The sequence below is a fragment of the Bacillus sp. CDB3 genome (assembly GCF_002081505.1).
Lineage (GTDB): Bacteria > Bacillota > Bacilli > Bacillales > Bacillaceae_G > Bacillus_A > Bacillus_A cereus_AT.
This window is the reverse complement of record NZ_ALBR01000065.1, coordinates 51488-72828: the sequence shown is the minus strand read 5'-3', so window position 1 is coordinate 72828 and position 21341 is coordinate 51488. Positions and strand designations below refer to the sequence as shown.

Sequence of the window (21341 nt, the reverse complement as noted above, 5' to 3'; positions counted from 1 at the left end):
AGCAGTTATCCATAGGATAACTGCTTTATGTATTTTAGTCTTTAGCGTTATGCATATGTTGATCATGCTCGGATGCAGGTGGAGGCGTATGATCTGGGAATGTTACGAATACAGTGAGAACAATTACTACGCCAATTGAGAGCAATAATAGAAACTGGCGATGGATATAAGTAGAAAAGGTTTCTGATAAAAGGTGAATCATACATGACATAGTTATCGTTATGGTAAGTAAGAGGCTAATAAGAAGTATACTATGAGCTTGTTGAGCTTCTAACATTTCTGTAATCATTGCTCCCATCATACTTGCCATTAAACCAGAGAACATACCTTCTAAGGCAGTATAAAGGTGAAAGCGTAGACCGACTAAAAGACCGATAAACCCACTAATCAAAATAGCAAGCAAAGTAGAATATAGTAATTCTCCTTTGAAGAGAATGCCTAAATAAAAACCTATACTTAAACCGATACACATACTAAAAGACATAATAAATACCATATACTCCATTAGGGTACCCTTACATTTAGAAATATATGATGTAATAATAAGCGAGGTGCAACAAAGTGTTAAGGCAGTTAATGTATAAGTAAACATTATGATACCTCCCTGTCCTAGCGTTCACTTCATCATATGTTCAAATGGAGAGTACTTATGCTAATATATATCTGCAAATTATCTGCACAATTTAAAAACGGTATGCAGTAATGAAGGGAAGGACGCTCGATTTTTGGGCGTCTTTTTGTTTGTGAGTATTTGAAAGAAATTGTTATATAATGAGTTTCTATTGTGAAGCCATAAAGAATCAGCGTATAATATTATAGGTCTCCCATTTGTGAGACAAACCGCGAATGATAAATAAGATTGTTGTTTTATCATCGCTTCTAAACATATATACAATGAAAGTAACACTGGAATACAGATAGGGAGTTATAAAATGAAATTAATTATTGCCGAGAAACCAGATCAAGGTTTGGCTCTTGTTTCACAATTTAAATATCGCCGGAAAGATGGGTATTTAGAAGTAGAAGCAAATGAGTTATTTCCAAATGGAGCGTACTGTACATGGGCAATTGGTCATTTGACGCAGTTATGTAATCCAGAACATTATCACGCAGAGTGGAAAAAATGGTCACTTAATACGTTACCGATGATTCCAGAGCGTTTTCAGTTTGAGGTAACAAAGTCAAAGTATAAGCAATTTAACGTTGTGAAACAGCTGTTACATAACCCTCAGGTAACAGAAATTATTCACGCGGGCGATGCTGGGCGTGAAGGGGAATTAATCGTACGAAACATTATTAATCTTTGTAACGTGCAAAAACCAATGAAGCGCTTGTGGATTTCATCTTTAACGAAGCAAGCTATTTATCAAGGGTTTAAAAACTTACTAGATGAAGCAGATACGATTAATACGTATTACGAAGCATATACAAGATCCTGCGCTGACTGGGTTGTTGGTATGAATGCATCGCGTGTCTTTAGCATTTTGCTAAAGAAAAAAGGAATGAACGATGTATTTTCCGCTGGTCGTGTACAAACACCAACATTAGCACTCATCGTAAAGCGTGAAAAAGAAATAGAGAACTTTAAGTCAGAGCCGTTTTGGGAAGTGTTCGCAACCTTTAATATAGAAGGAAAGAAGTATGAGGGGAAATGGGAGAAAGATAATGAGTCTCGCTTAAATGATCCGGATTTGGCAAATAAAATTGCAGCTTTTTGTCAAAATAAACCGGCTGTAGTTAAAGAAATGAAAACGGAGCGTAAAGAGTTTCAGCCGCCGTTTTTATTTAATTTATCAGCACTGCAAGCGACAGCGAATAAAGCTTTTAAATTTTCACCGAAAAAGACGCTTGATATAACACAAGCACTATATCAAAAAGGGATAGTTTCTTACCCACGTTCGGATTCTAACTATGTTACACAAGGAGAAGCAGCGACGTTCCCTGATATTTTACAGAAGTTAAGTCAGTTTGATGAATATAAAGGCTTATTGCCAGCACCAATTGAATCAATTATGAATAACAAGCGTTATGTGAATGAAAAGAAAGTTACAGATCACTACGCAATTATACCGACAGAGCAAGTTACAAATCCAAGCAAACTATCAGGTGATGAAAAGAAAATTTACGATATGATCGTAAGAAGACTGATTGCGGCGCATTATGAAGTAGCAATCTTTGACTACACAACGATTACAACTCTTGTAGACGAACGTGCTGCGTTCATTTCGAAAGGAAAACAGCAAATTCAAGAAGGTTGGCGTAAAGTTATTTTCCAAGACGATAAAGATGACGAAACGATTCTTCCAATTGTAGCTGAAGGTGAACAAGGAAAAGTTGTAAAAGTGAAAGTGAAAGAAGGAAAAACACAGCCACCGAAGCGTTATACAGAAGGACAACTTATTACGTTAATGAAAACGGCGGGTAAGTATTTAGAGAATGAAGAGCTTGAGAAAGTATTAAAGAAAACAGAAGGTTTAGGTACTGAGGCTACTCGTGCTGGTATTATTACAATGCTGAAGGATCGTAAATATATAGATGTGCAGAAAAACCAAGTGTACGCAACGGATAAAGGAAAAGTATTAATTACAGCAATCGGTGATAAAATACTGGCTTCACCAGAAATGACAGCAAAATGGGAGCAACGCCTTGCGGAAATTGGAGAAGGTACAGCTTCACCAGCTACATTTATGGAACAAACGAAAAAGCTATCAGCTAAAATTATTGAAGACGCGGTAGAAATGTCGGAGAAATGGGATTTCACTGGATTACATGTTGAATCGATTGAACGAAAAGGATCGAAATTTACAACAGGTAAAAAGGTAGGGAACTGTAAAAAATGTGATGGCGATGTTATTGATAAGTCGACGTTTTACGGTTGTGCAAACTACAATACAACACAATGTGACTTTACCATCTCGAAGAAGATATTAAGTAAAACAATTTCGCAAAAAAACATGACAAAGCTTTTAAAAGGTGAGAAGACCGATTTAATTAAAGGCTTTAAAAAGGGCGAGAAAACGTTTGATGCGAAGTTAGAGTGGAAAGATAATAAGATTAATTTTGTGTTTGAGAATTAATAGTGTCAACAAATAAAAAAGTCCTTTCCAAAGTAAAAGGTTATGTAACAGGTTAGGTTTGAAAAAAATATTGATAAAATAGAAAAAGCATGACGATTTTATGTCATGCTTTTTCTATTTTATAATTACAGACTTTTGTGTACTAATACTAAAAATTATTTAAAATAATTGTTTGAAAAGATGGTATGAAATAGTGTTAAGTAGCAATAAAGTTATTTAATTTACAATAAAGTCCTTTAACAAATAAAAAAGTTGTTTAAAAATCCTTCTTTAACTAAACGGCAGGTTAGTTTTAATACGATGTTTGTTTTATCATTTAACCAAAGTAATGGAAGGTCGAAGAAAAGGCAGTAATAAAGAAGTGCAATTCATAATGTGGACTGGCACTTTGTAAGGTGCAAAATTCATTGTTTGATTTCGACTGAGGAATTTGATTTATCTATTTTCCCTGTACTTTATTATGATTCCTTAGGCAGCCTTCTCTGTTTTAAATATCCATTGTTGAAGAGTTGGTTGATAATACGGTATCATCCACCCTAAAATTTTGCCGATAAAATAGGCGGCGATTAGTGTACCGATTCCGATTGATCCTAATGATTGAATGAAAACTATACAGATTGCACCAGCCACACAAATGTTGATTAAATCGCTCAAAATTTTTGCGTTACCGAATTTCAAATTAAATTTTTCACTAATTGCATAAGTTAACGCATCATACGGCATTAATGGCAGTTTCGCTGTTGTATAGCCCATTAAACCGACCGCTATAACAAATAAACTAATAATCAAATATACACTTCGAGCAAAGATAGTTTCAGGTGTGGGGAAAAGTTGTACAAGGAAGAGCGTTGCATCCATGAAGAACCCAAATAAAAACGAAATAATGAATTGACTCACAAATTCATTGAACTCCATTCGTTTACTTAATATTACTTGAATAATAATGTATAAAACATTTGCAAGCGCCATTGTCACACCAACCGATAAACCAACCGTTAGCGTACTTGCATATGCTAATGATGACACAGGCGATACACCAAACCCTGCTTGAATCGACATGCTAATGCCGATCGACATAAAAAATAACCCGAGCACGTATAAGACGAGGCGCTTCCAGGTTCTGTTCCGATGATTCATAGTATCTCTCACTTTCTAGTTAATATTATCAATATAAAGACTATAGCTATAGAATTAAATATAACGCCAAACTCGACATATGAAAAATATATATATGATAAACTAATCATATCAAAAAACATATGACGGAGAGATACAATGGATTTTCGACAATTATATTACTTTAAAGAAATTGTGAAACAAGGAAGCATTTCTAAAGCAGCAGAAGTGCTCCATATCGCGCAACCACCACTTAGTCAATTATTAAAAAAGCTTGAAACTGACCTTGGCACAACTTTAATTCATCGATATCGTCAAAAATGGGAGCTTACAGAAACAGGTGAAATACTATACCAATATGCCAATCAAATGCTAATGCAAATTCAAGATGTAAAGCAGCAAATTCAAGAAATTGAACAAGGAATAGGTGGAACAGTAAGTATCGGTGCATCATCTACATGTTCGAATATGCTCATTGACTATGTTAGTACGTTTAGAACACAATACCCTAATGTTAAAATAAATATAGTAACGGGAAATTCAGAAGAATTATTAAAAAGACTAGAACAAAGAGAAATTGATGTTGCCTTACTTTTACGATTGGGAAATAGTGAACAATATGAGATGAAAGTATTAAAAAAACAATCAACCGCTGTAATTATCCCGGCCAGTTGGGCAACATCATTTTCATCACAGCATGTGACGATTGAACAGATAGCCCAGTTCCCATTCATTATGCTAGGAGCAATGGAAGGACTCTCTTTCAATGAAGATCTCTTCAAAGTGTTTGATGAACATCAAGTCAAGCCAAATATCATTATCGAGTGTAAAGATATAAGGATGGTTATAGCACTTGTTAGTAGAGGGCTAGGACTATCCGTTATTCCAAGAATGGATTACACATCAACATTTTTAGAACATACAACGCTTTTTGAATTGAAACAATTTGATTTTCACCTAGAGCCTGTAATAATAAAATTAAAAGACCAAAGAATTTCCAAAGTAGCATCTCAATTTTGGGAAATAGTTGATTAGGAGATGTGAACAAAGCAAAAATAGCCTTTAATCAAGCAATATAGACATCGTCCGAAGAATTGAGTTGGAATAAAAAAGTTCTTTACTTGAGGAAGTTTCAAAATTGACTGTAGCTATATAAATAAAAGATAAAAAAGTTTTTTACTAATTTGAAAAACGCAGTAATTACACTACTTATTAGTAAAGAACTTTTTTATACAAAGACAAGTGGTTTCAACAAATAAAAAAGCTCCTGCCTGAGTGAAAGGTGCTATAACAGATTAAGTTTGAAAAAAATATTGATAGAAAAGAAAAAGCATGACAATTTTATGTCATGCTTTTTTATTTTTACTTAAAACAAAATATACAACAAAAATATTATAAAAAATAATAAAAATTTATTGTAAAACGATAAAATTTATATTAGAATCAAAAACAGAATAAATAATCGTGGTACTTTTTATGGAAAAGGTAACAACGTTATTTTTTTAATTAGAGGAGGTATAAATATGGACATTAACAATTTGATTATTGAAAATATGGATAACCCTCATGAGTTGGAGAGAATGTATAGAAAAGACCCGAAAGCTTTTAAAAAGTCATTCTCACAAGCATGGGATGAAAATCCTGATTCTCAGGTTCTAGCTGCTTGGTATGAAAGGATGTATTTCAAGGAAACGGAAAATGCAGAAAAAATATCGCTGTTTCAAAAAGGTTTCTTATTCATGGGCATGTTAGCTATTCTAGCTGGGCTAAGCACTAGAATCATTTTCCACTTTGTCGAGCAGGAAGCAATTGCTCCAATTAACCTAGTTTTTGGTGTAATTCCTTTTATTGTTGCTTATTTTATTTACAATAATACTCCGAAAAAAAGTATTATTTATTTCCTTGCGGCGTTGTTCCTAATTTCCGGGTTGTATCTTAATATGTTGCCATTAAATTATAAAGACAGCAGTATACTTGCGTATTTACATCTTCCTATATTGTTATGGGTCTTAGTAGGACTTGCGTTTACAGGAAATGAATATTCAAAAGGTAGTACAAGATTAGCTTATATTAAATTTAATTTAGAATATTGTCTTCTCTACGCGAGTATGGCAGTGAGCGGAATGGTACTAGCAGTATTCACCATGAAGTTATTTAGCTTCGTTGACTTGGATATAGGAGAATTCTATTTTAGTAATGTTGTTTTATTTGGTGCTGCCGCTCTCGCAATTGTGGCTACATACTTAGTATCAATGAACCTTAAACTTGCTAAAAATATTACACCATATATAGCTAAAATTTTTAGTCCACTTGTACTGATTACATTGTTGATCTATCTTATAACGGTTATATGGAGTGGGAAAAATCCATTCTTGGACCGCAATTTCCTAATGGCCTTCAATGGAATACTCCTTGGAGTATTGGCTGTTACTATATTTTCTATCGTTGAGAGTGACTCAGAAGAGAAAAAGAGCATTTCAGATTATATAAATTTCGCCTTAATTGTTCTGGCGCTTATTATTGACACTGTCGCATTGTCAGCCATCGTATTCAGACTTTCTTCTTACGGGATTACACCTAATAGACTTGCTGTTTTAGGCGTAAACATACTGATTTGGGCAAATCTCATTTGGATTATGTTTTCCTATATGCGTTTTCTACAAAACAAATCAGGACCGACAGCTATCCAAGACGCCGTTACGAAGTATTTGCCAATCTACGGACTTTGGGCAGCTTTCGTTATATTTACTTTTCCTATAATTTTTAAATAGAAAGGATTTGTTAATGTAACGACAAGTTAATTTTCTATAGCGTATAAAATCCTTAGAGCGGATAATTATCGTTAATTCTATAATTTCTCGACAATAAAAAACGTCCCAAAGTAGGACGTTTTTTTATTATATGTATTGCTGTTTTTTCTTAATAAGTAATAACACTTGTGAAACACAAGCAAGTACTGGCAACTCAATCAATGGTCCAATAACGAGTGCAAGTGCGATAAGAGGCTCATCTGGAAAAGCGGTCACAGCAATAGCAAGTGCAACAGGTGAGTTTCTCGCTAACGTTGTTAAGCTTAGGCTGACAGTGTCTTCATAGGATAAATGCATCATACGTCCTACAAACTGTCCTAGTATAAAGTTAATCATGAAGAACAGTAATACTGGTATAAGTAACAATAAAACAACATTCATATTTTGTAATAAGTACTTACCCTGTGAGGCAAACATCGCTACTATTGCTAAACTTAAAAATACAATTTGAGCAGAGCTGAAAAACGGAATGAGCTTATTCTCAAGTGTTTCAGCTTTTTTCACTTTATGCATAATGAATTTTGTAGCGTGCGCAAGTAAAAATGGTAAGACGATTACGATAACAATACTTTCTACTAAAACAGAAACCGCTACAGTCTTCATTACACCAGCAAATAAAAATAAATAAATTGGAAGCAGTAATACTTGTAAAATTAAATTCACGGGTAAAATTGCTGTAGAAAGTGCTACATTTCCTTTCGCTATTTCAGTAAATATTAAGTACCAATCTGTACATGGAGTAACCATCAACATTATAAACCCAACCCAAAGTGCTGGGTGATCTGAAAGAAATAATGCTCCTAATCCCCAAGCAAGAAAAGGTGTCCATATAAAGTTAATACCTAGGCTTGTTCCAGCGAATTTTAAGTTGCGGAATCCATTTTTTATTTCTTTTAATGGGATGCTGAGGAATAATCCATAAAGCATTAAAAATAAGAAGGGAACAATAAATTTTTCCGAATACATATGTATCATATTAAATTGTCCTAATATAACCCCGAATATAACAGCTGCAAGAATGATAAAGGTTTGAATCTTTTCTAAAGTACTCATTAATAAACCCTCTCTATAGATGAATTTCTCTCTAGTTGTATTATACAAGGTATTTCACTTATGTGTTTTTGAATTGATCATTTTGACTGAGGAAATATCTTTATTAAATATTTTTAATTCGAGATTCTTTTCTTTTTAAAAAGTTACTTGACTAAAGTAAGTAGATATATTACAATCACTTACATAAGGTAATTAAATAACAAAAAGTTTTAGTTAACTTTATTTAAGGTATCAATTGGAACTTTTTATTAGAATAAGAATTTTTATGATGATGAATAATGAATATGATGAGAAAGTTTAGGTGAAGAAAATGGGATTATTTAGCTCATTATTTGGTAAAAAAGAAGAAAATACAAAAGTAGAGGGGAATAAAGCAATGTCAAAAGTATTATTTGTAAAAGCAAACGATCGTCCAGCGGAGCAAGCAATTAGTTCAAAAATGTATGAAACATTTGTAAGTACTTATAAAGAAGCTAATCCGAATACAGAAATTACAGAGTTAGATTTATTTGCATTAGATCTTCCTTATTACGGAAATATCGCTATTTCAGGTGGATACAAACGTAGTCAAGGTATGGAGTTAACAGCAGAAGAAGAGAAGGCGGTTGCTACAGTAGATCAATATTTAAATCAGTTTTTAGAAGCTGATAAAGTTGTATTTGCGTTCCCATTATGGAACTTTACAGTACCAGCACCATTAATTACGTATATTTCATATTTATCTCAAGCTGGAAAAACGTTTAAATATACAGCAAATGGTCCAGAAGGTTTAGCTGGTGGTAAGAAAGTAGTTGTGTTAGGTGCTCGTGGTTCAGATTACTCTTCAGAACAAATGGCTCCTATGGAAATGGCAGTAAATTACGTAACAACTGTACTTGGATTCTGGGGAATTACAAATCCAGAGACAGTTGTAATTGAAGGACACAATCAATATCCAGATCGTTCACAACAAATTGTTGAAGAAGGTTTAGAAACCGTTAAAAAAGTAGCTGCAAAATTTTAATTCATGATAATAAACGGAAAAACCAACATGATGACCATGTTGGTTTTTTAGTCTGTTTTCTATGTTAAAAAATGTATATTTATAAAATAAATGAAAAGTTTGAAAATAGTATTGCAAAATATTATATATCAAACTATAATGAGTTCAAGAATAGTTGATACTTAAATTAAATATTCAGAAAATTCAATTAGTTAAAATTGGAAATGAGATAAGGAAATTTGAATGGGGGTTATATTATGGCGAATAAAGTACCGTTTTCGTTCATAGTAGTTATCGGATTAATGTTATTTGCACTATTTTTTGGAGCAGGAAATTTAATATTCCCAGCGATGCTTGGTCAATCGGCAGGAGAGAATGTATGGATTGCTAACGCTGGATTTTTAGTAACAGGTGTTGGATTACCATTACTAGGTGTATTAGCATTTGGTTTTTCAGGTAAAGATGATTTACAGTCATTAGCAAGTCGAGCTCACCCGGTATTCGGGATTGTGTTTACGACAGTTTTATACTTAGCGATTGGTCCGTTATTTGCAATACCAAGAACGGGAAATGTTTCTTATGAAATTGGTCTTAAGCCGTTTATGCCAGGGGGATTAGGTTCTACACCGTTAATTCTTTTTACAATTATATTCTTTAGCATCACTTGTTTTTTTTCGCTAAATCCTGCGAAAATTGTCGATATTGTTGGAAAAATATTAACACCAATTAAATTAACATTCATTGGTATTTTAGTAATCGTTGCTTTTATTCATCCGATTGGAGAGATGCAAGCACCAGTTGAAGGATATACATCACATGCATTTTTCAAAGGATTCCAAGAAGGGTACTTAACAATGGACACGCTTGCATCGTTTGTATTTGGGATCATCATTATTAATGCAATTAAAGAAAAAGGTGCGAAAACGAAAAACAAATTATGGTTGTTTGTGCAAAGGCGACAATCATCGCAGCATCGATTCTAGCAATTATTTATACAGCACTTTCTTATATGGGAGCTTCAAGTGTTGCGAAGCTTGGACATTTAGAAAACGGCGGAGAAGTATTAGCGAAAGTTTCTAACTACTATTTTGGATCATATGGCGGGGTATTATTAGGATTAATGATTACAGTTGCTTGTTTAACAACTAGTGTGGGACTTGTATCAGCGTGTTCTTCATTTTTCCATAAGTTATTCCCAAATGTTCCTTACAAAGCAATCGCAATCACGCTATGTGTATTTAGTGCAATTGTTGCAAATGTTGGATTAACGCAATTAATTGCAGTTTCTGTGCCAGTATTAACAGCAATTTATCCACTAGCAATTGTATTGATTTTTTTAACTTTCTTCCACTCATTATTCAAAGGAAGAGCTGAAGTTTATCAAGTGAGTTTAATCGTAACATTTATCATCAGCTTATTTGATGGATTAAGTGCAGCTGGAGTTAACATTGAAGTAGTAAGCCGTGTGTTCACTAAATTCCTTCCGATGCAGGAGGTAGGATTAGGCTGGATCTTCCCAGCGATTATCGGTGGATTTATCGGATATGGCATTAGCATTTTAAAAGCGAAAAATCAAGTTCAACCAGCGGCTAGTGCGAATAAGAAAATAGGTTAAATTTAAAAAGTTATAGAATTTGATTCTATAACTTTTTTTGTTACTATTAATAATGAGAAAAAATAAAGTAGTAGGGGAAATAAAATGAAAAAAACAATTGATCATATCGGCATCGCAGTTCGTGATATAGATAGTACGATACATTTTTATGAAAAGGTTTTAGCAGGAACTTTAATAGATCGATACGTAAGTGAAGCACCCGGTGTTGAAAGCGAAGTAGCCATTCTTGAAGTAGATGGTGATAGAATAGAATTACTTGCACCGACGAATAATACAACTTCTCCAATAGCAAGATTTATAAAGCAAAAAGGGAAAGGTGTTCATCATGTTGCATATCGTGTAGATGATTTAGATGTAGCTTTAGAAGAATTAAAGGAACAAGGTATTCGAACGTTAGAACATACGCTTCGCATCAATAAGCATGGTAGACGATTAATTTACCTTAACCCAGCGGATACAGAGGGAACAATTATTGAGTATTGTGATTATCCGGAAGAGAAATAAAGGAGGTTTATCCTTGAGAAAAGGTGTTACGTAATAACGTAACGCCTTTTTAATTTGTGTATTTCTCTTTATATGGGAGGTTATTTCACATTTTTTTCACAAATGATTCACGATAACTTTTCTTCTTTAGAAACTTACATAAATATATTTTATGCTATAATGGTAATCTACTTTAAAAATATAAGTAATATCTATGAAGGTAGCTACTATTGTATTGGAAGTGTAGAGGTGAGGAATAAATAGAGAGTGATACTAAATAGACCCTCATACTTAATCAGGTTAACATTTTATCTGGAAATTAAACTTTGGAAGTAAAAGTAATGAAAGTGTAGTGACGAAAAAGAAAGAAGTGAAGTGAGTGTGAAAGTAATGCGAAGGTTAGGGGCGTGGCTATTAATAGCGTGCGTGTTTATCATATTGATACCAAAAAGCACATCTGCTCATGCGTATGTTGTGAAATCAAATCCTGCTGAAAATGAAACGTTGAAGAAAGCACCAACTGTCGTGAAAATTGAATTTGATGAGGATATACAAGTTTCACGATTTAATACATTGTTCGTAAGAGATACCTCAGGTAAAAGAGTAGATTTAAAAGATGCTCATATTGATAAGAAAAACAAAAAAATATTAGAGGCTGGGTTAAAAGAGAATCTCAAAAATGGTCTCTACTCTATTCAGTGGAAAGCTATTTCAGCTGATGGACATCCAATTCAAGGAGTTATTCCGTTCCAGATTGGATCAGCAGAAGTGGGAACAGACGATATACATGTGGAAGAGATGGGCTATGTTCCGCAAATCGATATGATTATGGAACGAGGGATTCTATATACAAGTTTCTCGCTATTTTTAGGAGTTCTATTCTTTAATCTTATTATGTATAAAGGGAACGCAACCCCAGTTCAATCAAGGAGTAAAAAAATAATATGGATATCATTATTTGGGATATTCATTAGTTTACTATTCAATTTACCATTGCAAGCGAAAATGAATGCTGATGTTTCATGGTTAGAAGCATTCGATCCTATATTATTAAAAGAAACACTACAACTATCTGTTTTTGGTTATGTATGGATAACTCAAATGGCTCTTATTAGTACGCTTATAACTGTTACATATTTTGCGGTGAAGCGTGAAAAGCTTTCATCTTTTAAAGTATGGAGCATTCCAATGCTACTGTTTGTTGGGTTACTTGTTATGAAAGCCATTAATAGTCACGCATATGGTTTAAAGTTTAAAGACATTGCTGTTGTGATGGATTTTCTACATTTATTCGCAGCTTCATTATGGATTGGCGGTCTATCATCGATTATTCTTCTTTTACGTAAAGAGGATGACAAGTGGACTATGTATTGGGATGCAATTAAGCGTTTTTCACCATGGGCAACTGGTGCTGTCATTGTGATTTTAATAACAGGCCTTTTTAATAGTACATTTTTTATTCCAACGATCCATTCGTTATTTGATACGAAGTATGGATTAGCCTTATTAACGAAGATCCTTTTATTTGTTTTCATGGGGGTATTGGGAATTATTCATTATGTGAGAGGGAGAATGCGAGCACAGCAAGGATTAGGAGCTACGCTGAAAGTAGAGTTTATCATTGGAATTATCGTTTTCGTAATCGTAGCTTTTATGACAAACGTACAAACACCGCCGATGCCTCCTACTGGACCTTTTACAGAAAGTAAACAATTAGAGAATGGATATGAACTCACTTTACATGTAAGTCCAAATAAGGTGGGACAGAATACATTCCATATTAATGTAAAGGATGAGAATGGACAGCCTGTTACCGATATGGAACAAATTGTATTGACGACTCAATCGTTAGATATGAATATGGGCAAAGGTTCATTTAAAGTTTCGGCAGTTTCACCGGGAGAATATGAAGCGGAAGGTATGTATATTAACATGACAGGAAACTGGAATATACATGTTCATGGATTAACAAAATCTCTTGATAGCTTCGATACAGATTATAAATTTATTGTAGGTGGCAGATAAAGTGAAACTTTAACCAGTGGGGATTTTGTTCATCCCCCACTGATTATTAGCCCACACCAATCGGGCTTTTACGGGCAGCAGGGCTTCCACCTAACTTCTTTGCTCCAGCCGAATTTTGAGGTGGGAGTCTTACTGCCCACAAATAGTGGCATAAAGAGAAGTTATAGATGAAAAGGAGTTATAAGAAAATGAAACGTATAAAAAAATTAGGAACAACAATGGTAGCAACTATAATTGCAATGGGAATTTTTTCGTTACCTGTTAGTGCTCATGTGACTGTAAAACCAGCAACTTCTGACGTTAGCTCTTGGGAGACTTATACAATAAAGGTACCTGTTGAAAAGAATATGGCAACAACAAAAGTTACACTGAAAATACCATCTGGAGTCGAGTTTCAACAGTATGAGCCAGTGCCAGGATGGAAAGTGGAAGAACAAAAAGATGCAGCTGGAAAAGTTAAAACTGTAATATGGGAAGCAACAGGAGATGGGATTTTACCTGGTCAGTTCCAGCGATTTACTTTCGTCGCTAAAAATCCAGATAAAGAACAAAAAATAGCTTGGGATGCATATCAGCAATATAAGGACGGAGAAATTGTTGAATGGACAGGTGATGAGAAAGCTGAGAAACCACATTCCCTTACTACGATTGCAAAAGGTACATCATTAACAGGAGAACATGGTGAAGTATCTAATGTGAAAGAGAATGCAGGTATCATTAATATGCAAACAATAGCAATTATCTTATCCATTTTGGCAATTGTATCGTCAGTGGGTACTTGTATTTTTGTAGTACGTCGTAAAAAATAGGCAACATTGAAAGGTCTCATTGAAAGTAATGAGACCTTTGTTAATTAATATTAGAGATTAAGCAGCCTCGAGGAGGGATGCGTGTTTGAAGTGTTAAAATTAAATAATTTTTTGTATCTTCTGCTCTTTACTTTTTAGAGATGCCCATAAGCGAACCAGCATTGTTTCAGGTGGCGTGACAAGAAATTGGAGGAGAAATATTGGAAAATAAAAAATTGACATTCGTATTATTCATTTACCATACAAAAAGCCCCACAAGCATAGCGCTTAATAAGGAAACAGCCATTCCGCTAACAAGAAGCTTCCAAACATTCTTACCGATTATTGAAGATTTTTCTCCGCCAAATAATGAATTGTAAGTTCCATAAATCATACCTACTGTACTAAAGTTAGCAAAAGAGGCTAGAAATGTTGTTGCAACTGCAATCGTATGCGGTTGTAAAGACTTTAAGTTTGATTTTAAATCCATCATTGCAACAAATTCGTTCGTTGTTATTTTTATCCCCATTAATTCAGCTACATACATAGCATCACTGCCTGATACACCAAGTAAAAATGCAAAAGGACTAAAGATAATAGAGAAGATTTTTTGAATTGTTAAACCTGTTACAAAAAACTTAAAATCCCATTTAAACATGCTGTTAATGCTACATATCCAATTACCATAGCTAAAATAACAATAACCATATTCATCCCAACTAACATACTATTTGAAATGGTAGAAAAGAAATCTTTTTTTTCATTTTTTGAAGGTGAATAAATAATATCTTCTTCTTTAGTGACTTCTATAGGATTTAAAACATTGGCTAAAATTAATGCGTTAATACAGTTTAAAGGAATGGCGCTGAAAATATATGTTGCTGGAACCATTGATAGATAAGCACCAAGAATGGAACCGCTGACGCTACTCATACTCATAATTCCAAAAGTCAACAAACGATTTTCTTTTAAAACAGATAATTGATCACGAACAACTGCAAGTGCTTCCGTGTTTCCTAAAAACATCATTTGAATGGAAAAGAAGCTTTCTAACTTTGGTAAACGAGAAATCTTTGAAATGATTGCACCTACTTTATCGATAATCCAAGTTAAGATTCCAAAATAAGAAAGAATATCAAAAAAAGTGATAACAAAAATGATAGGAAGTAATGCGCTAAAGAAGAAATCAATTGTTTGATTTTCCATAGCTGAAGGAAATGCAAATCGAATACCTTCATTCGCACATGAAAGTAGCCAACTGAAAAATGACGCAATTTTATTAATTATGATACTACCCAATTTGGTACCTAACATAAACCATGTAATAAAAAGCTCCAATATTATTAGAATACTGATTGGTCTCCATTTTATTTTTCTTTTATTAGGCGAACATAGGAAAACGAATAATATTACAATGAAAATCCCTAAAATATTTAATATGAAATTCATGTCAACAACTCCTTGAGCTTTATTATTTGTATATAAAAAAGCTCTTATTCTTCATACTTTGGCTAATGAACAGAAGTATGAAGAATAGGAGAGGAACAAAAAATTGATGGTTTATAAACATCCCAATACAACGAGAGAAATCATATCATTATTTGAATTTTTGTATTCTACGGGCTGCCGTATTGGGAAAGTCGTAAAAATGAATCGTGATGATATTAACTTCTCAACGAATTCTGTCATTGTGCATGGGAAAGGTGATAAAGAAAGGGAAGTATACTTTAATACTCGTTGCACTATTTGGTTAAAAGGTATCTAGATGAAAGAGATGATGAGGAGCCTTGTTTGTTTATTACCGGAAGAAGGCTCAAAAGACGTATAAGTATTGATAACCTAAGATTTATTATCAAACGTATATCAAATTGTACTGGGATTAAATAGAGTATTCATCCTCATCAATTACGTCACAGCTATGCTACATATATGATTAACAACGGTGCGCCACTTGAAGTAATAAAAAGCTTACTTGGTCATGAGAAGAATGAAACCACGAGAATGCTTGCTCAGCTGAGCGGAAAGTTGAGACACAATTTTTATATTAAATATTTTTGAAAACTACTGAAATTAATCTTTAATCAAAATCGAGGGGGCATATAAAAAGACGTATTTTTTTGAAGTGGACCATTTTGTTGAAAAATTAAATTCCTATTATTTTGTTGTGGTAAATAAGTAGAATAGGTCGTGAATATACTGTGGAGATGTTAAGGCTTTAATTAGGATAGGAGTGAATAAGTAATTATGATACAAACGATGAACATCCTTATTTCTGGTGCGAGCATTGCCGGCCCGGCACTCGCTTACTGGCTTCAACGCCACGGATTCGACGTGACTGTAATAGAACGTGCACCAGTATTGCGCACGGGTGGTTACGGGGTTGATATCCGTGGTGCAGCTATTAAGGTGCTTAAGGGGATGGACATACTTGATCAAGTTCGTGCAGCTGACACGAACATGACTGGTGTTTACTTCGTGAACAGCAAGGGCAAGTTCGAAGGTCAAATAAGCGAAGCGAGTATGGGGAACCAGCAGGGTCTGGACATAGAAATCATTCGTGACGATCTTAGTAACATTTTGTACGATTTAACCAAGGATACGGTTGAATACATTTGGGGCGATTCAATTACCGCTATACATGAGACTGAAGCTGGTGTAGAAGTTCAATTTATTCATGGTAAGCCACAGAAATTTGACTTGGTCATCGGTGCGGACGGGCTCCATTCTAATGTGCGCACCTTAACTTTTGGCGACGAAGCACAGTTTAAACGTACGCTTGGCTGTTATATCTCAATTTTTAACCTCGAGAACTACCTCAACCTCGACCACTGCCAGCTGCTTTATACGATACCAGGCAAAACAGTAGGTATGTATAGCGCTCGTGACAATACCGAAGCAAGGGGGATGTTCTTGTTCAAATCAGAGGCATTGAAGTACGACCGCTATGATATAGAATCTCAAAAGAAACTTGTAGAAAATGCCTTCTTAGACCATACAGGTTGGGAAACCTCGCATCTACTCAAGACCATGAGAGATGCGACAGACTTTTATTTTGATGAGATATGCCAGATTCACATGCCGACATGGTCAAAGGGGCGGGTTACATTGGTAGGCGATGCAGCGTATGGCCCATCACCTTTATCGGGTCAAGGCTCTAGCCTGGCGCTTGTCGGGGCTTTTGTATTAGCTGGTGAACTCAAAGCTGCAGATGGCGACTTCGCCCGTGCATTTGTTGCCTATGAACAAAAAATGAGAAAGTTTGTTGAGAAAAATCAAAAAATAGGATTAATAGCTGCCGGGAGTATGATTGAAAAATCAAACTTCAAAATCTTTCTACGCAACTTAATGTTGCGTATACCAACCATTATGGTTGTACAATTTAAGATGATTTCGAAAATGATAGCGAAAGCTGCTAACGGGATAGAGCTGAAAGATTATTGATATTGATATTTATAACAAAAAGAGAGATTTACCTTTTTGTTGGTACTTAAAGTGATGGTGCACAAAATAGACATAAGAAAGAGCCTACAAAAAGTAGGCTCTTTCTTATGTCTATTTATTTCACTTCAACTTGCTGCCTTACAGTAAGTGTTTTCGGCTTTATATTTACAAAACAAATACTTACCACAATAAATAAAAGTCCGATAAATAAGCTAATTGTAATGGCCTCATGTAAGAAAATAGAGCTTACAATAATAGCGATAAGGGGGATAAGGAATGTATAAGCCCCAACTTTACTTGCTTCACCAGCTCCAACAAGTGTGAAGTAAGCCAGCCATCCCATTGCAATAACAAAGAATGAGATGAATAGTAGTACACTTACAAATGGTATACTCCAAGCGATGTTAGACCAGCTTTCAAATTCTGAACCAAATCCGATTAAGCAAAGTCCGCCAATAATAAGCTGAAGTGTTACCATCCAAATGGCATTAACACGGTGTCCAGTTTTCTTAATAAATACTGTGCCGAGTGCCCAGCCGATAGCACATCCTAAAGCAAGTAGAACACCGATAATAGAAATATGTCCAGTTAAACTACTAGAGCTAATAACCCCTACACCAATAAATCCAAGAATAAGTCCGAAAATTTTCAAGCCATACATTGCCTCTTCAAGCCAAATCCATGAGAAAATGCCGAGTAAGACAGGTTGGAGAAATACGATTGCGGAGAATAGTCCGGCGGGCATGTATTGAAGTCCGACAGTTTGTAGTCCGTAAAATATAATGATGTTAAGTAAAGAAGAAATAACGTATAAATGCCAAGTTTCTTTTAAATGTAACTCTTTGTATTTCGGTAAAGCGAAAAGGAGTAAAATGAATCCTCCAATTAAAGTTCGAACGCCTGCAAATAAAACGGGTGGTGTATAATGCAGGGCAAACTTAGATAAAGGCCAATTGATTCCCCACATGAAAACGAGAAACGTAAGGATTATGGCTGTCTTAGTTCGAGAAAGCTGTGTCACTGTAAAACCTCCTTGGTGTGATTCATCTCACTATGATATGATATCGACTGTGATAAATAAAATGAATCTTTTTTATAAGGAGTATAAGTGATTAGTTATGACCATTACACAACTGCAAGTATTAATAAAAACTGTTGAGTTAGGTAGTTTTACGAAGGCTGCTCGGGTGTTAAATATGACGCAACCAGCTGTAAGTCATGCGATTTCAAGTATTGAGTCAGAATTAGGAGTTACTATTCTTATACGTGATAAACGAAAAGGATTACTCGTTACGGATGTAGGAAACAGAATTCTTGTGCATATTAGAGAGATTTTGAACGGTGTAGAGAAGATTGAACAAGAAGTTGCGATGGAGAAAGGGCACGAAGTTGGGACGATCCGAATTGGGAGTTTTCCGAGTGCTTCTGCGCATTTCTTACCCAAAATGATAAATCTTTTTAAGGAGAAGTATCCGAACTTAGAAGTCGTTCTTTGTGAAGGGACGATTAAAGAAGTTGAAGATTGGTTAGTATCGAGGGTTGTTGATATAGGAATTGTTATTTTGCCTAATAAAGATATGGAGATTGTCCCATTAACGAAGGGGAAAATGGTTGTTATCTTAAGAGAGGATCATCCTCTTTGTAAGAAGGACTCTATTACAATTAGTGATTTAGAGAATGAACCGATCATATTATGTAAGGGCGGATACGAACCACCCATTATTGATATGTTTAAACAAGCCAACGTACCACTGCGGGCTGAGTATGTAATTTCGACCGTTACTACAGCTTTAAATATGATTCAAGAAGGATTAGGTATTGCAATATTAGCTGAATTATCTTTAACGAATTTACCAAAAAATGTGCAAACGAGAGAGTTGGAACCGCAAGTATGGAGAGAAATTGCTTTAGCTGTTCCATCATTAAAGGATTCTTCAATCGCTGTGCAGCTATTTATTGAAGAATTTCAAGCGCTATTTACAGAATAAAAAGAAGTGTCTCATATATCATAATGGGACACTTTTTAATTTGCTTATAAAAAATCTATCAAAAGGATTGACTTATCTTTTTGTTGTAACTATAATGATTACATCGAGGTGGTGATTACGATGAAAATTAGTAGCCGCTTTTCTATAGCTGTTCATATTTTATCTATTTTGAAAAACAATCCATCTTCACTTTGTACTTCAGACTATATGGCTGAAAGTGTAAATACAAATCCGGTAGTAATCCGTAAAATTATGTCGTACTTGAAACAAGCTGGATTTGTTTACGTAAATCGTGGACCAGGTGGCGCGGGATTATTAAAGGATTTACATGAAATCACGTTGTTAGATGTGTATCATGCAGTAAATGTAGTGGAAGAGGATAAACTATTTCATATTCATGAGAAACCAAATCCAGATTGTCCAATTGGCGCGAATATTCAAGTAGTGTTAGAAGTTATATTAATTCAAGCACAATCCGCGATGGAAGAAGTTTTGAAAAATATTACGATGGGGCAGTTGTTTGAATCTTTACAAGAGAAAATGAATGCTTAAAATATTATCTATATTTTTTTGTTATCAGTGTAACTATTTTGATTACAACTATAAAGGTAAGGTGTAAAAATTATGACTGTAAAAATGAAAGTATACTCAGACTTTATATGTCCGTTTTGTTTTTTAGCAAAAGGTCCATTAGATGAAGTAGCGAAAGAGAAAGACGTAGAAATTGAATGGATGCCATTTGAATTACGTCCAAGTCCATATTCAAAAATAGATCCATGGAATGAACCAGAAAAGTTAGGTTCATGGGATGCCTTCATTCTTCCTACAGCGAAGAAATTAGGAATCGATATGCGCTTGCCACGTGTTTCACCGCATCCATATACACATTTAGCTTTTGAAGGATGTGAATTTGCGAAAGAACGTGGGCTAGGAAATGAGTATCATCACCGCGTATTCACCGCATTTTTCCAAGAAGAACAAAACATTGAAGATATTGATGTGTTAACAAAACTTGCGGTAGAAGTAGGGCTTCCAGAAGCTGAATTTAAAGATGCATTAGTAAATCGAAAATATAAAGAAAAACATCAAGAAGCAATTCAGCGTGCATATGATGAAGCGAATATTATGGCGGTACCAACTGTCATGATTGGTGATGAAGTTATTCAAGGGCTTGCTAGTAAAGAAACGCTAGAGAGAGTAATTGATAAAGAAATTGAAAAGAATAAAACAAATTCTTTTGAAGGAATGCAATGTAATACAGATGGATATTGCTAATTCGCTTGTTATGAAATAACAAAATAAATTATAAAACAAATATTTGGAGGAATTAAAATGTCAGCAACTACAACAAACTTAAAAGAAGCAATCGTGAACCGTCGTTCAATTCGTAAAGTAACAAAAAATGATGCAATTACAAAAGAAAGAATTGAAAAGGTTTTAAAAACAGCTTTACACGCACCAACATCTTTCAATATGCAAAGTGGCCGTATGGTCGTATTAATGGATGGAGAGCATGAAAAGTTTTGGAATATCGTAAAAGAAACACTTAGATCACGCGTACCAGCAGAAAACTTTGAAGCGACTGTAGAAAGACTAACAGGTTTCCATGCAGGTGTAGGGACAGTTCTATTCTTTGAAGATCAAGCAACTGTAGAAAAAATGCAAGAAAATGCACCATTATATAAAGATCAATTCCCATTCTGGTCTCATCAAGGTAATGCAATGTTACAACATACTGTGTGGATGCTATTATCTGCTGAAGGAATTGGCGCATCACTGCAACATTACAATCCAATCGTAGATGCTGAAGTAAAAGAAACTTGGAACATTCCAGCAGAGTGGAGTTTAGTAGGACAAATGCCATTTGGTGAGCCAAATGAACAACCAGGAGAAAGAACGTTCTTACCTACTGAAGATGTGGTGAAATTTTATTAAGAAATTTAATATATAACGAGAAGGAATC

16 protein-coding genes and 3 pseudogenes are annotated in these 21341 nt (G+C 34.6%); 14 read left to right on the top strand and 5 right to left on the bottom strand.

Features of this window, described 5'->3' with window-relative positions; translation table 11 throughout:
- Positions 1-34 precede the first annotated feature (34 nt).
- Positions 35-592, bottom strand: coding sequence for a hypothetical protein (locus tag CDB3_RS14985; RefSeq protein WP_128855043.1), 558 nt, complete (start codon positions 590-592; stop codon positions 35-37).
- A 340-nt stretch (positions 593-932) separates the two neighbouring features.
- Between CDB3_RS14985 and topB the strand changes: the two genes are divergently transcribed.
- Positions 933-3077 (top strand): DNA topoisomerase III, encoded by a 2145-nt coding sequence (topB, locus tag CDB3_RS14975; protein WP_128855042.1) that lies wholly within the window; start codon positions 933-935, stop codon positions 3075-3077.
- A gap of 468 nt (positions 3078-3545) precedes the next feature.
- Here the strand turns inward: topB and CDB3_RS14970 are convergent, their stop codons facing one another.
- Positions 3546-4214, bottom strand: a complete 669-nt coding sequence (locus CDB3_RS14970) for a YczE/YyaS/YitT family protein (protein ID WP_128855041.1) — start codon at positions 4212-4214, stop codon at positions 3546-3548.
- 138 nt (positions 4215-4352) lie between these two features.
- On the opposite strand from CDB3_RS14970, the gene CDB3_RS14965 reads away from it, so the two are divergent.
- Together CDB3_RS14965 and CDB3_RS14960 are read left to right on the top strand one after the other, a co-directional pair.
- On the top strand, positions 4353-5228 hold the full coding sequence (locus tag CDB3_RS14965) for a LysR family transcriptional regulator (protein WP_128855040.1): 876 nt from the start codon (positions 4353-4355) through the stop codon (positions 5226-5228).
- Positions 5229-5716: 488 nt separating this feature from the next.
- The gene (locus CDB3_RS14960; RefSeq protein ID WP_128855039.1) at positions 5717-6964 is read left to right on the top strand and encodes a DUF4153 domain-containing protein; all 1248 of its coding nucleotides are present in this window, start codon (positions 5717-5719) and stop codon (positions 6962-6964) included.
- A 126-nt stretch (positions 6965-7090) separates the two neighbouring features.
- Here CDB3_RS14960 and CDB3_RS14955 read toward each other — a convergent pair whose 3' ends face one another.
- Complete coding sequence (locus CDB3_RS14955) at positions 7091-8056, bottom strand: arsenic resistance protein (RefSeq protein ID WP_128855038.1); 966 nt, start codon at positions 8054-8056, stop codon at positions 7091-7093.
- A 310-nt stretch (positions 8057-8366) separates the two neighbouring features.
- Here CDB3_RS14955 and CDB3_RS14950 point away from each other — a divergent pair, with 310 nt between their 5' ends.
- The 5 genes and pseudogenes from CDB3_RS14950 (at position 8367) to CDB3_RS14930 (ending at position 13970) form a co-directional block, all read left to right on the top strand.
- Positions 8367-9059: an FMN-dependent NADH-azoreductase gene (locus CDB3_RS14950; RefSeq protein WP_128855037.1), complete on the top strand. Its 693-nt coding sequence runs from the start codon at positions 8367-8369 to the stop codon at positions 9057-9059.
- A 236-nt stretch (positions 9060-9295) separates the two neighbouring features.
- A pseudogene (brnQ, locus tag CDB3_RS14945) lies at positions 9296-10653 on the top strand (branched-chain amino acid transport system II carrier protein).
- Positions 10654-10737: 84 nt separating this feature from the next.
- Positions 10738-11157, top strand: coding sequence for a VOC family protein (locus CDB3_RS14940; protein ID WP_128855036.1), 420 nt, complete (start codon positions 10738-10740; stop codon positions 11155-11157).
- Positions 11158-11511: 354 nt separating this feature from the next.
- Positions 11512-13161, top strand: a complete 1650-nt coding sequence (locus tag CDB3_RS14935; RefSeq protein ID WP_128855035.1) for a copper resistance CopC/CopD family protein — start codon at positions 11512-11514, stop codon at positions 13159-13161.
- 188 nt (positions 13162-13349) lie between these two features.
- Positions 13350-13970, top strand: coding sequence for a YcnI family copper-binding membrane protein (locus tag CDB3_RS14930; RefSeq protein ID WP_128855034.1), 621 nt, complete (start codon positions 13350-13352; stop codon positions 13968-13970).
- A 235-nt stretch (positions 13971-14205) separates the two neighbouring features.
- Here CDB3_RS14930 and CDB3_RS14925 read toward each other — a convergent pair.
- Positions 14206-15398: pseudogene (locus CDB3_RS14925) on the bottom strand (nucleoside transporter C-terminal domain-containing protein).
- A gap of 145 nt (positions 15399-15543) precedes the next feature.
- On the opposite strand from CDB3_RS14925, the pseudogene CDB3_RS32405 reads away from it, so the two are divergent.
- Together CDB3_RS32405 and CDB3_RS14910 are read left to right on the top strand one after the other, a co-directional pair.
- Positions 15544-16007: pseudogene (locus CDB3_RS32405) on the top strand (tyrosine-type recombinase/integrase); the annotation flags it as partial.
- A 186-nt stretch (positions 16008-16193) separates the two neighbouring features.
- Complete coding sequence (locus CDB3_RS14910; RefSeq protein WP_128855033.1) at positions 16194-17390, top strand: FAD-dependent monooxygenase; 1197 nt, start codon at positions 16194-16196, stop codon at positions 17388-17390.
- Positions 17391-17505: 115 nt separating this feature from the next.
- Here the strand turns inward: CDB3_RS14910 and CDB3_RS14905 are convergent, their stop codons facing one another.
- On the bottom strand, positions 17506-18411 hold the full coding sequence (locus tag CDB3_RS14905) for a DMT family transporter (protein ID WP_128855032.1): 906 nt from the start codon (positions 18409-18411) through the stop codon (positions 17506-17508).
- Between the two features lie 97 nt (positions 18412-18508).
- Between CDB3_RS14905 and CDB3_RS14900 the strand changes: the two genes are divergently transcribed.
- The 4 genes from CDB3_RS14900 to CDB3_RS14885 all read left to right on the top strand — a co-directional run bounded on the left by CDB3_RS14900 (position 18509) and on the right by CDB3_RS14885 (position 21313).
- Positions 18509-19378 carry a LysR family transcriptional regulator gene (locus CDB3_RS14900; RefSeq protein ID WP_071769982.1) on the top strand — a complete coding sequence of 290 codons (870 nt, stop codon included), beginning with the start codon at positions 18509-18511 and terminating at the stop codon, positions 19376-19378.
- Positions 19379-19498: 120 nt separating this feature from the next.
- Positions 19499-19930, top strand: coding sequence for an Rrf2 family transcriptional regulator (locus CDB3_RS14895; RefSeq protein ID WP_128855031.1), 432 nt, complete (start codon positions 19499-19501; stop codon positions 19928-19930).
- A gap of 72 nt (positions 19931-20002) precedes the next feature.
- Positions 20003-20653, top strand: a complete 651-nt coding sequence (locus tag CDB3_RS14890) for a DsbA family oxidoreductase (RefSeq protein WP_071733864.1) — start codon at positions 20003-20005, stop codon at positions 20651-20653.
- A 57-nt stretch (positions 20654-20710) separates the two neighbouring features.
- Positions 20711-21313, top strand: coding sequence for a nitroreductase family protein (locus tag CDB3_RS14885; RefSeq protein WP_128855030.1), 603 nt, complete (start codon positions 20711-20713; stop codon positions 21311-21313).
- Positions 21314-21341: the final 28 nt, after the last annotated feature.

Bases quoted from the DNA above. Each gene is read 5' to 3' on its own strand.
- topB (WP_128855042.1), top strand. From the start codon at position 933: ATGAAATTAATTATTGCCGAGAAACCAGATCAAGGTTTGGCTCTTGTT.
- CDB3_RS14930 (WP_128855034.1), top strand. From the start codon at position 13,350: ATGAAACGTATAAAAAAATTAGGAACAACAATGGTAGCAACTATAATT.
- CDB3_RS14885 (WP_128855030.1), top strand. From the start codon at position 20,711: ATGTCAGCAACTACAACAAACTTAAAAGAAGCAATCGTGAACCGTCGT.
- CDB3_RS14890 (WP_071733864.1), top strand. From the start codon at position 20,003: ATGACTGTAAAAATGAAAGTATACTCAGACTTTATATGTCCGTTTTGT.
- CDB3_RS14910 (WP_128855033.1), top strand. From the start codon at position 16,194: ATGATACAAACGATGAACATCCTTATTTCTGGTGCGAGCATTGCCGGC.
- CDB3_RS14940 (WP_128855036.1), top strand. From the start codon at position 10,738: ATGAAAAAAACAATTGATCATATCGGCATCGCAGTTCGTGATATAGAT.
- CDB3_RS14985 (WP_128855043.1), bottom strand. From the start codon at position 592: ATGTTTACTTATACATTAACTGCCTTAACACTTTGTTGCACCTCGCTT.
- CDB3_RS14895 (WP_128855031.1), top strand. From the start codon at position 19,499: ATGAAAATTAGTAGCCGCTTTTCTATAGCTGTTCATATTTTATCTATT.
- CDB3_RS14955 (WP_128855038.1), bottom strand. From the start codon at position 8,056: ATGAGTACTTTAGAAAAGATTCAAACCTTTATCATTCTTGCAGCTGTT.
- CDB3_RS14965 (WP_128855040.1), top strand. From the start codon at position 4,353: ATGGATTTTCGACAATTATATTACTTTAAAGAAATTGTGAAACAAGGA.
- CDB3_RS14950 (WP_128855037.1), top strand. From the start codon at position 8,367: ATGGGATTATTTAGCTCATTATTTGGTAAAAAAGAAGAAAATACAAAA.
- CDB3_RS14970 (WP_128855041.1), bottom strand. From the start codon at position 4,214: ATGAATCATCGGAACAGAACCTGGAAGCGCCTCGTCTTATACGTGCTC.
- CDB3_RS14900 (WP_071769982.1), top strand. From the start codon at position 18,509: ATGACCATTACACAACTGCAAGTATTAATAAAAACTGTTGAGTTAGGT.
- CDB3_RS14960 (WP_128855039.1), top strand. From the start codon at position 5,717: ATGGACATTAACAATTTGATTATTGAAAATATGGATAACCCTCATGAG.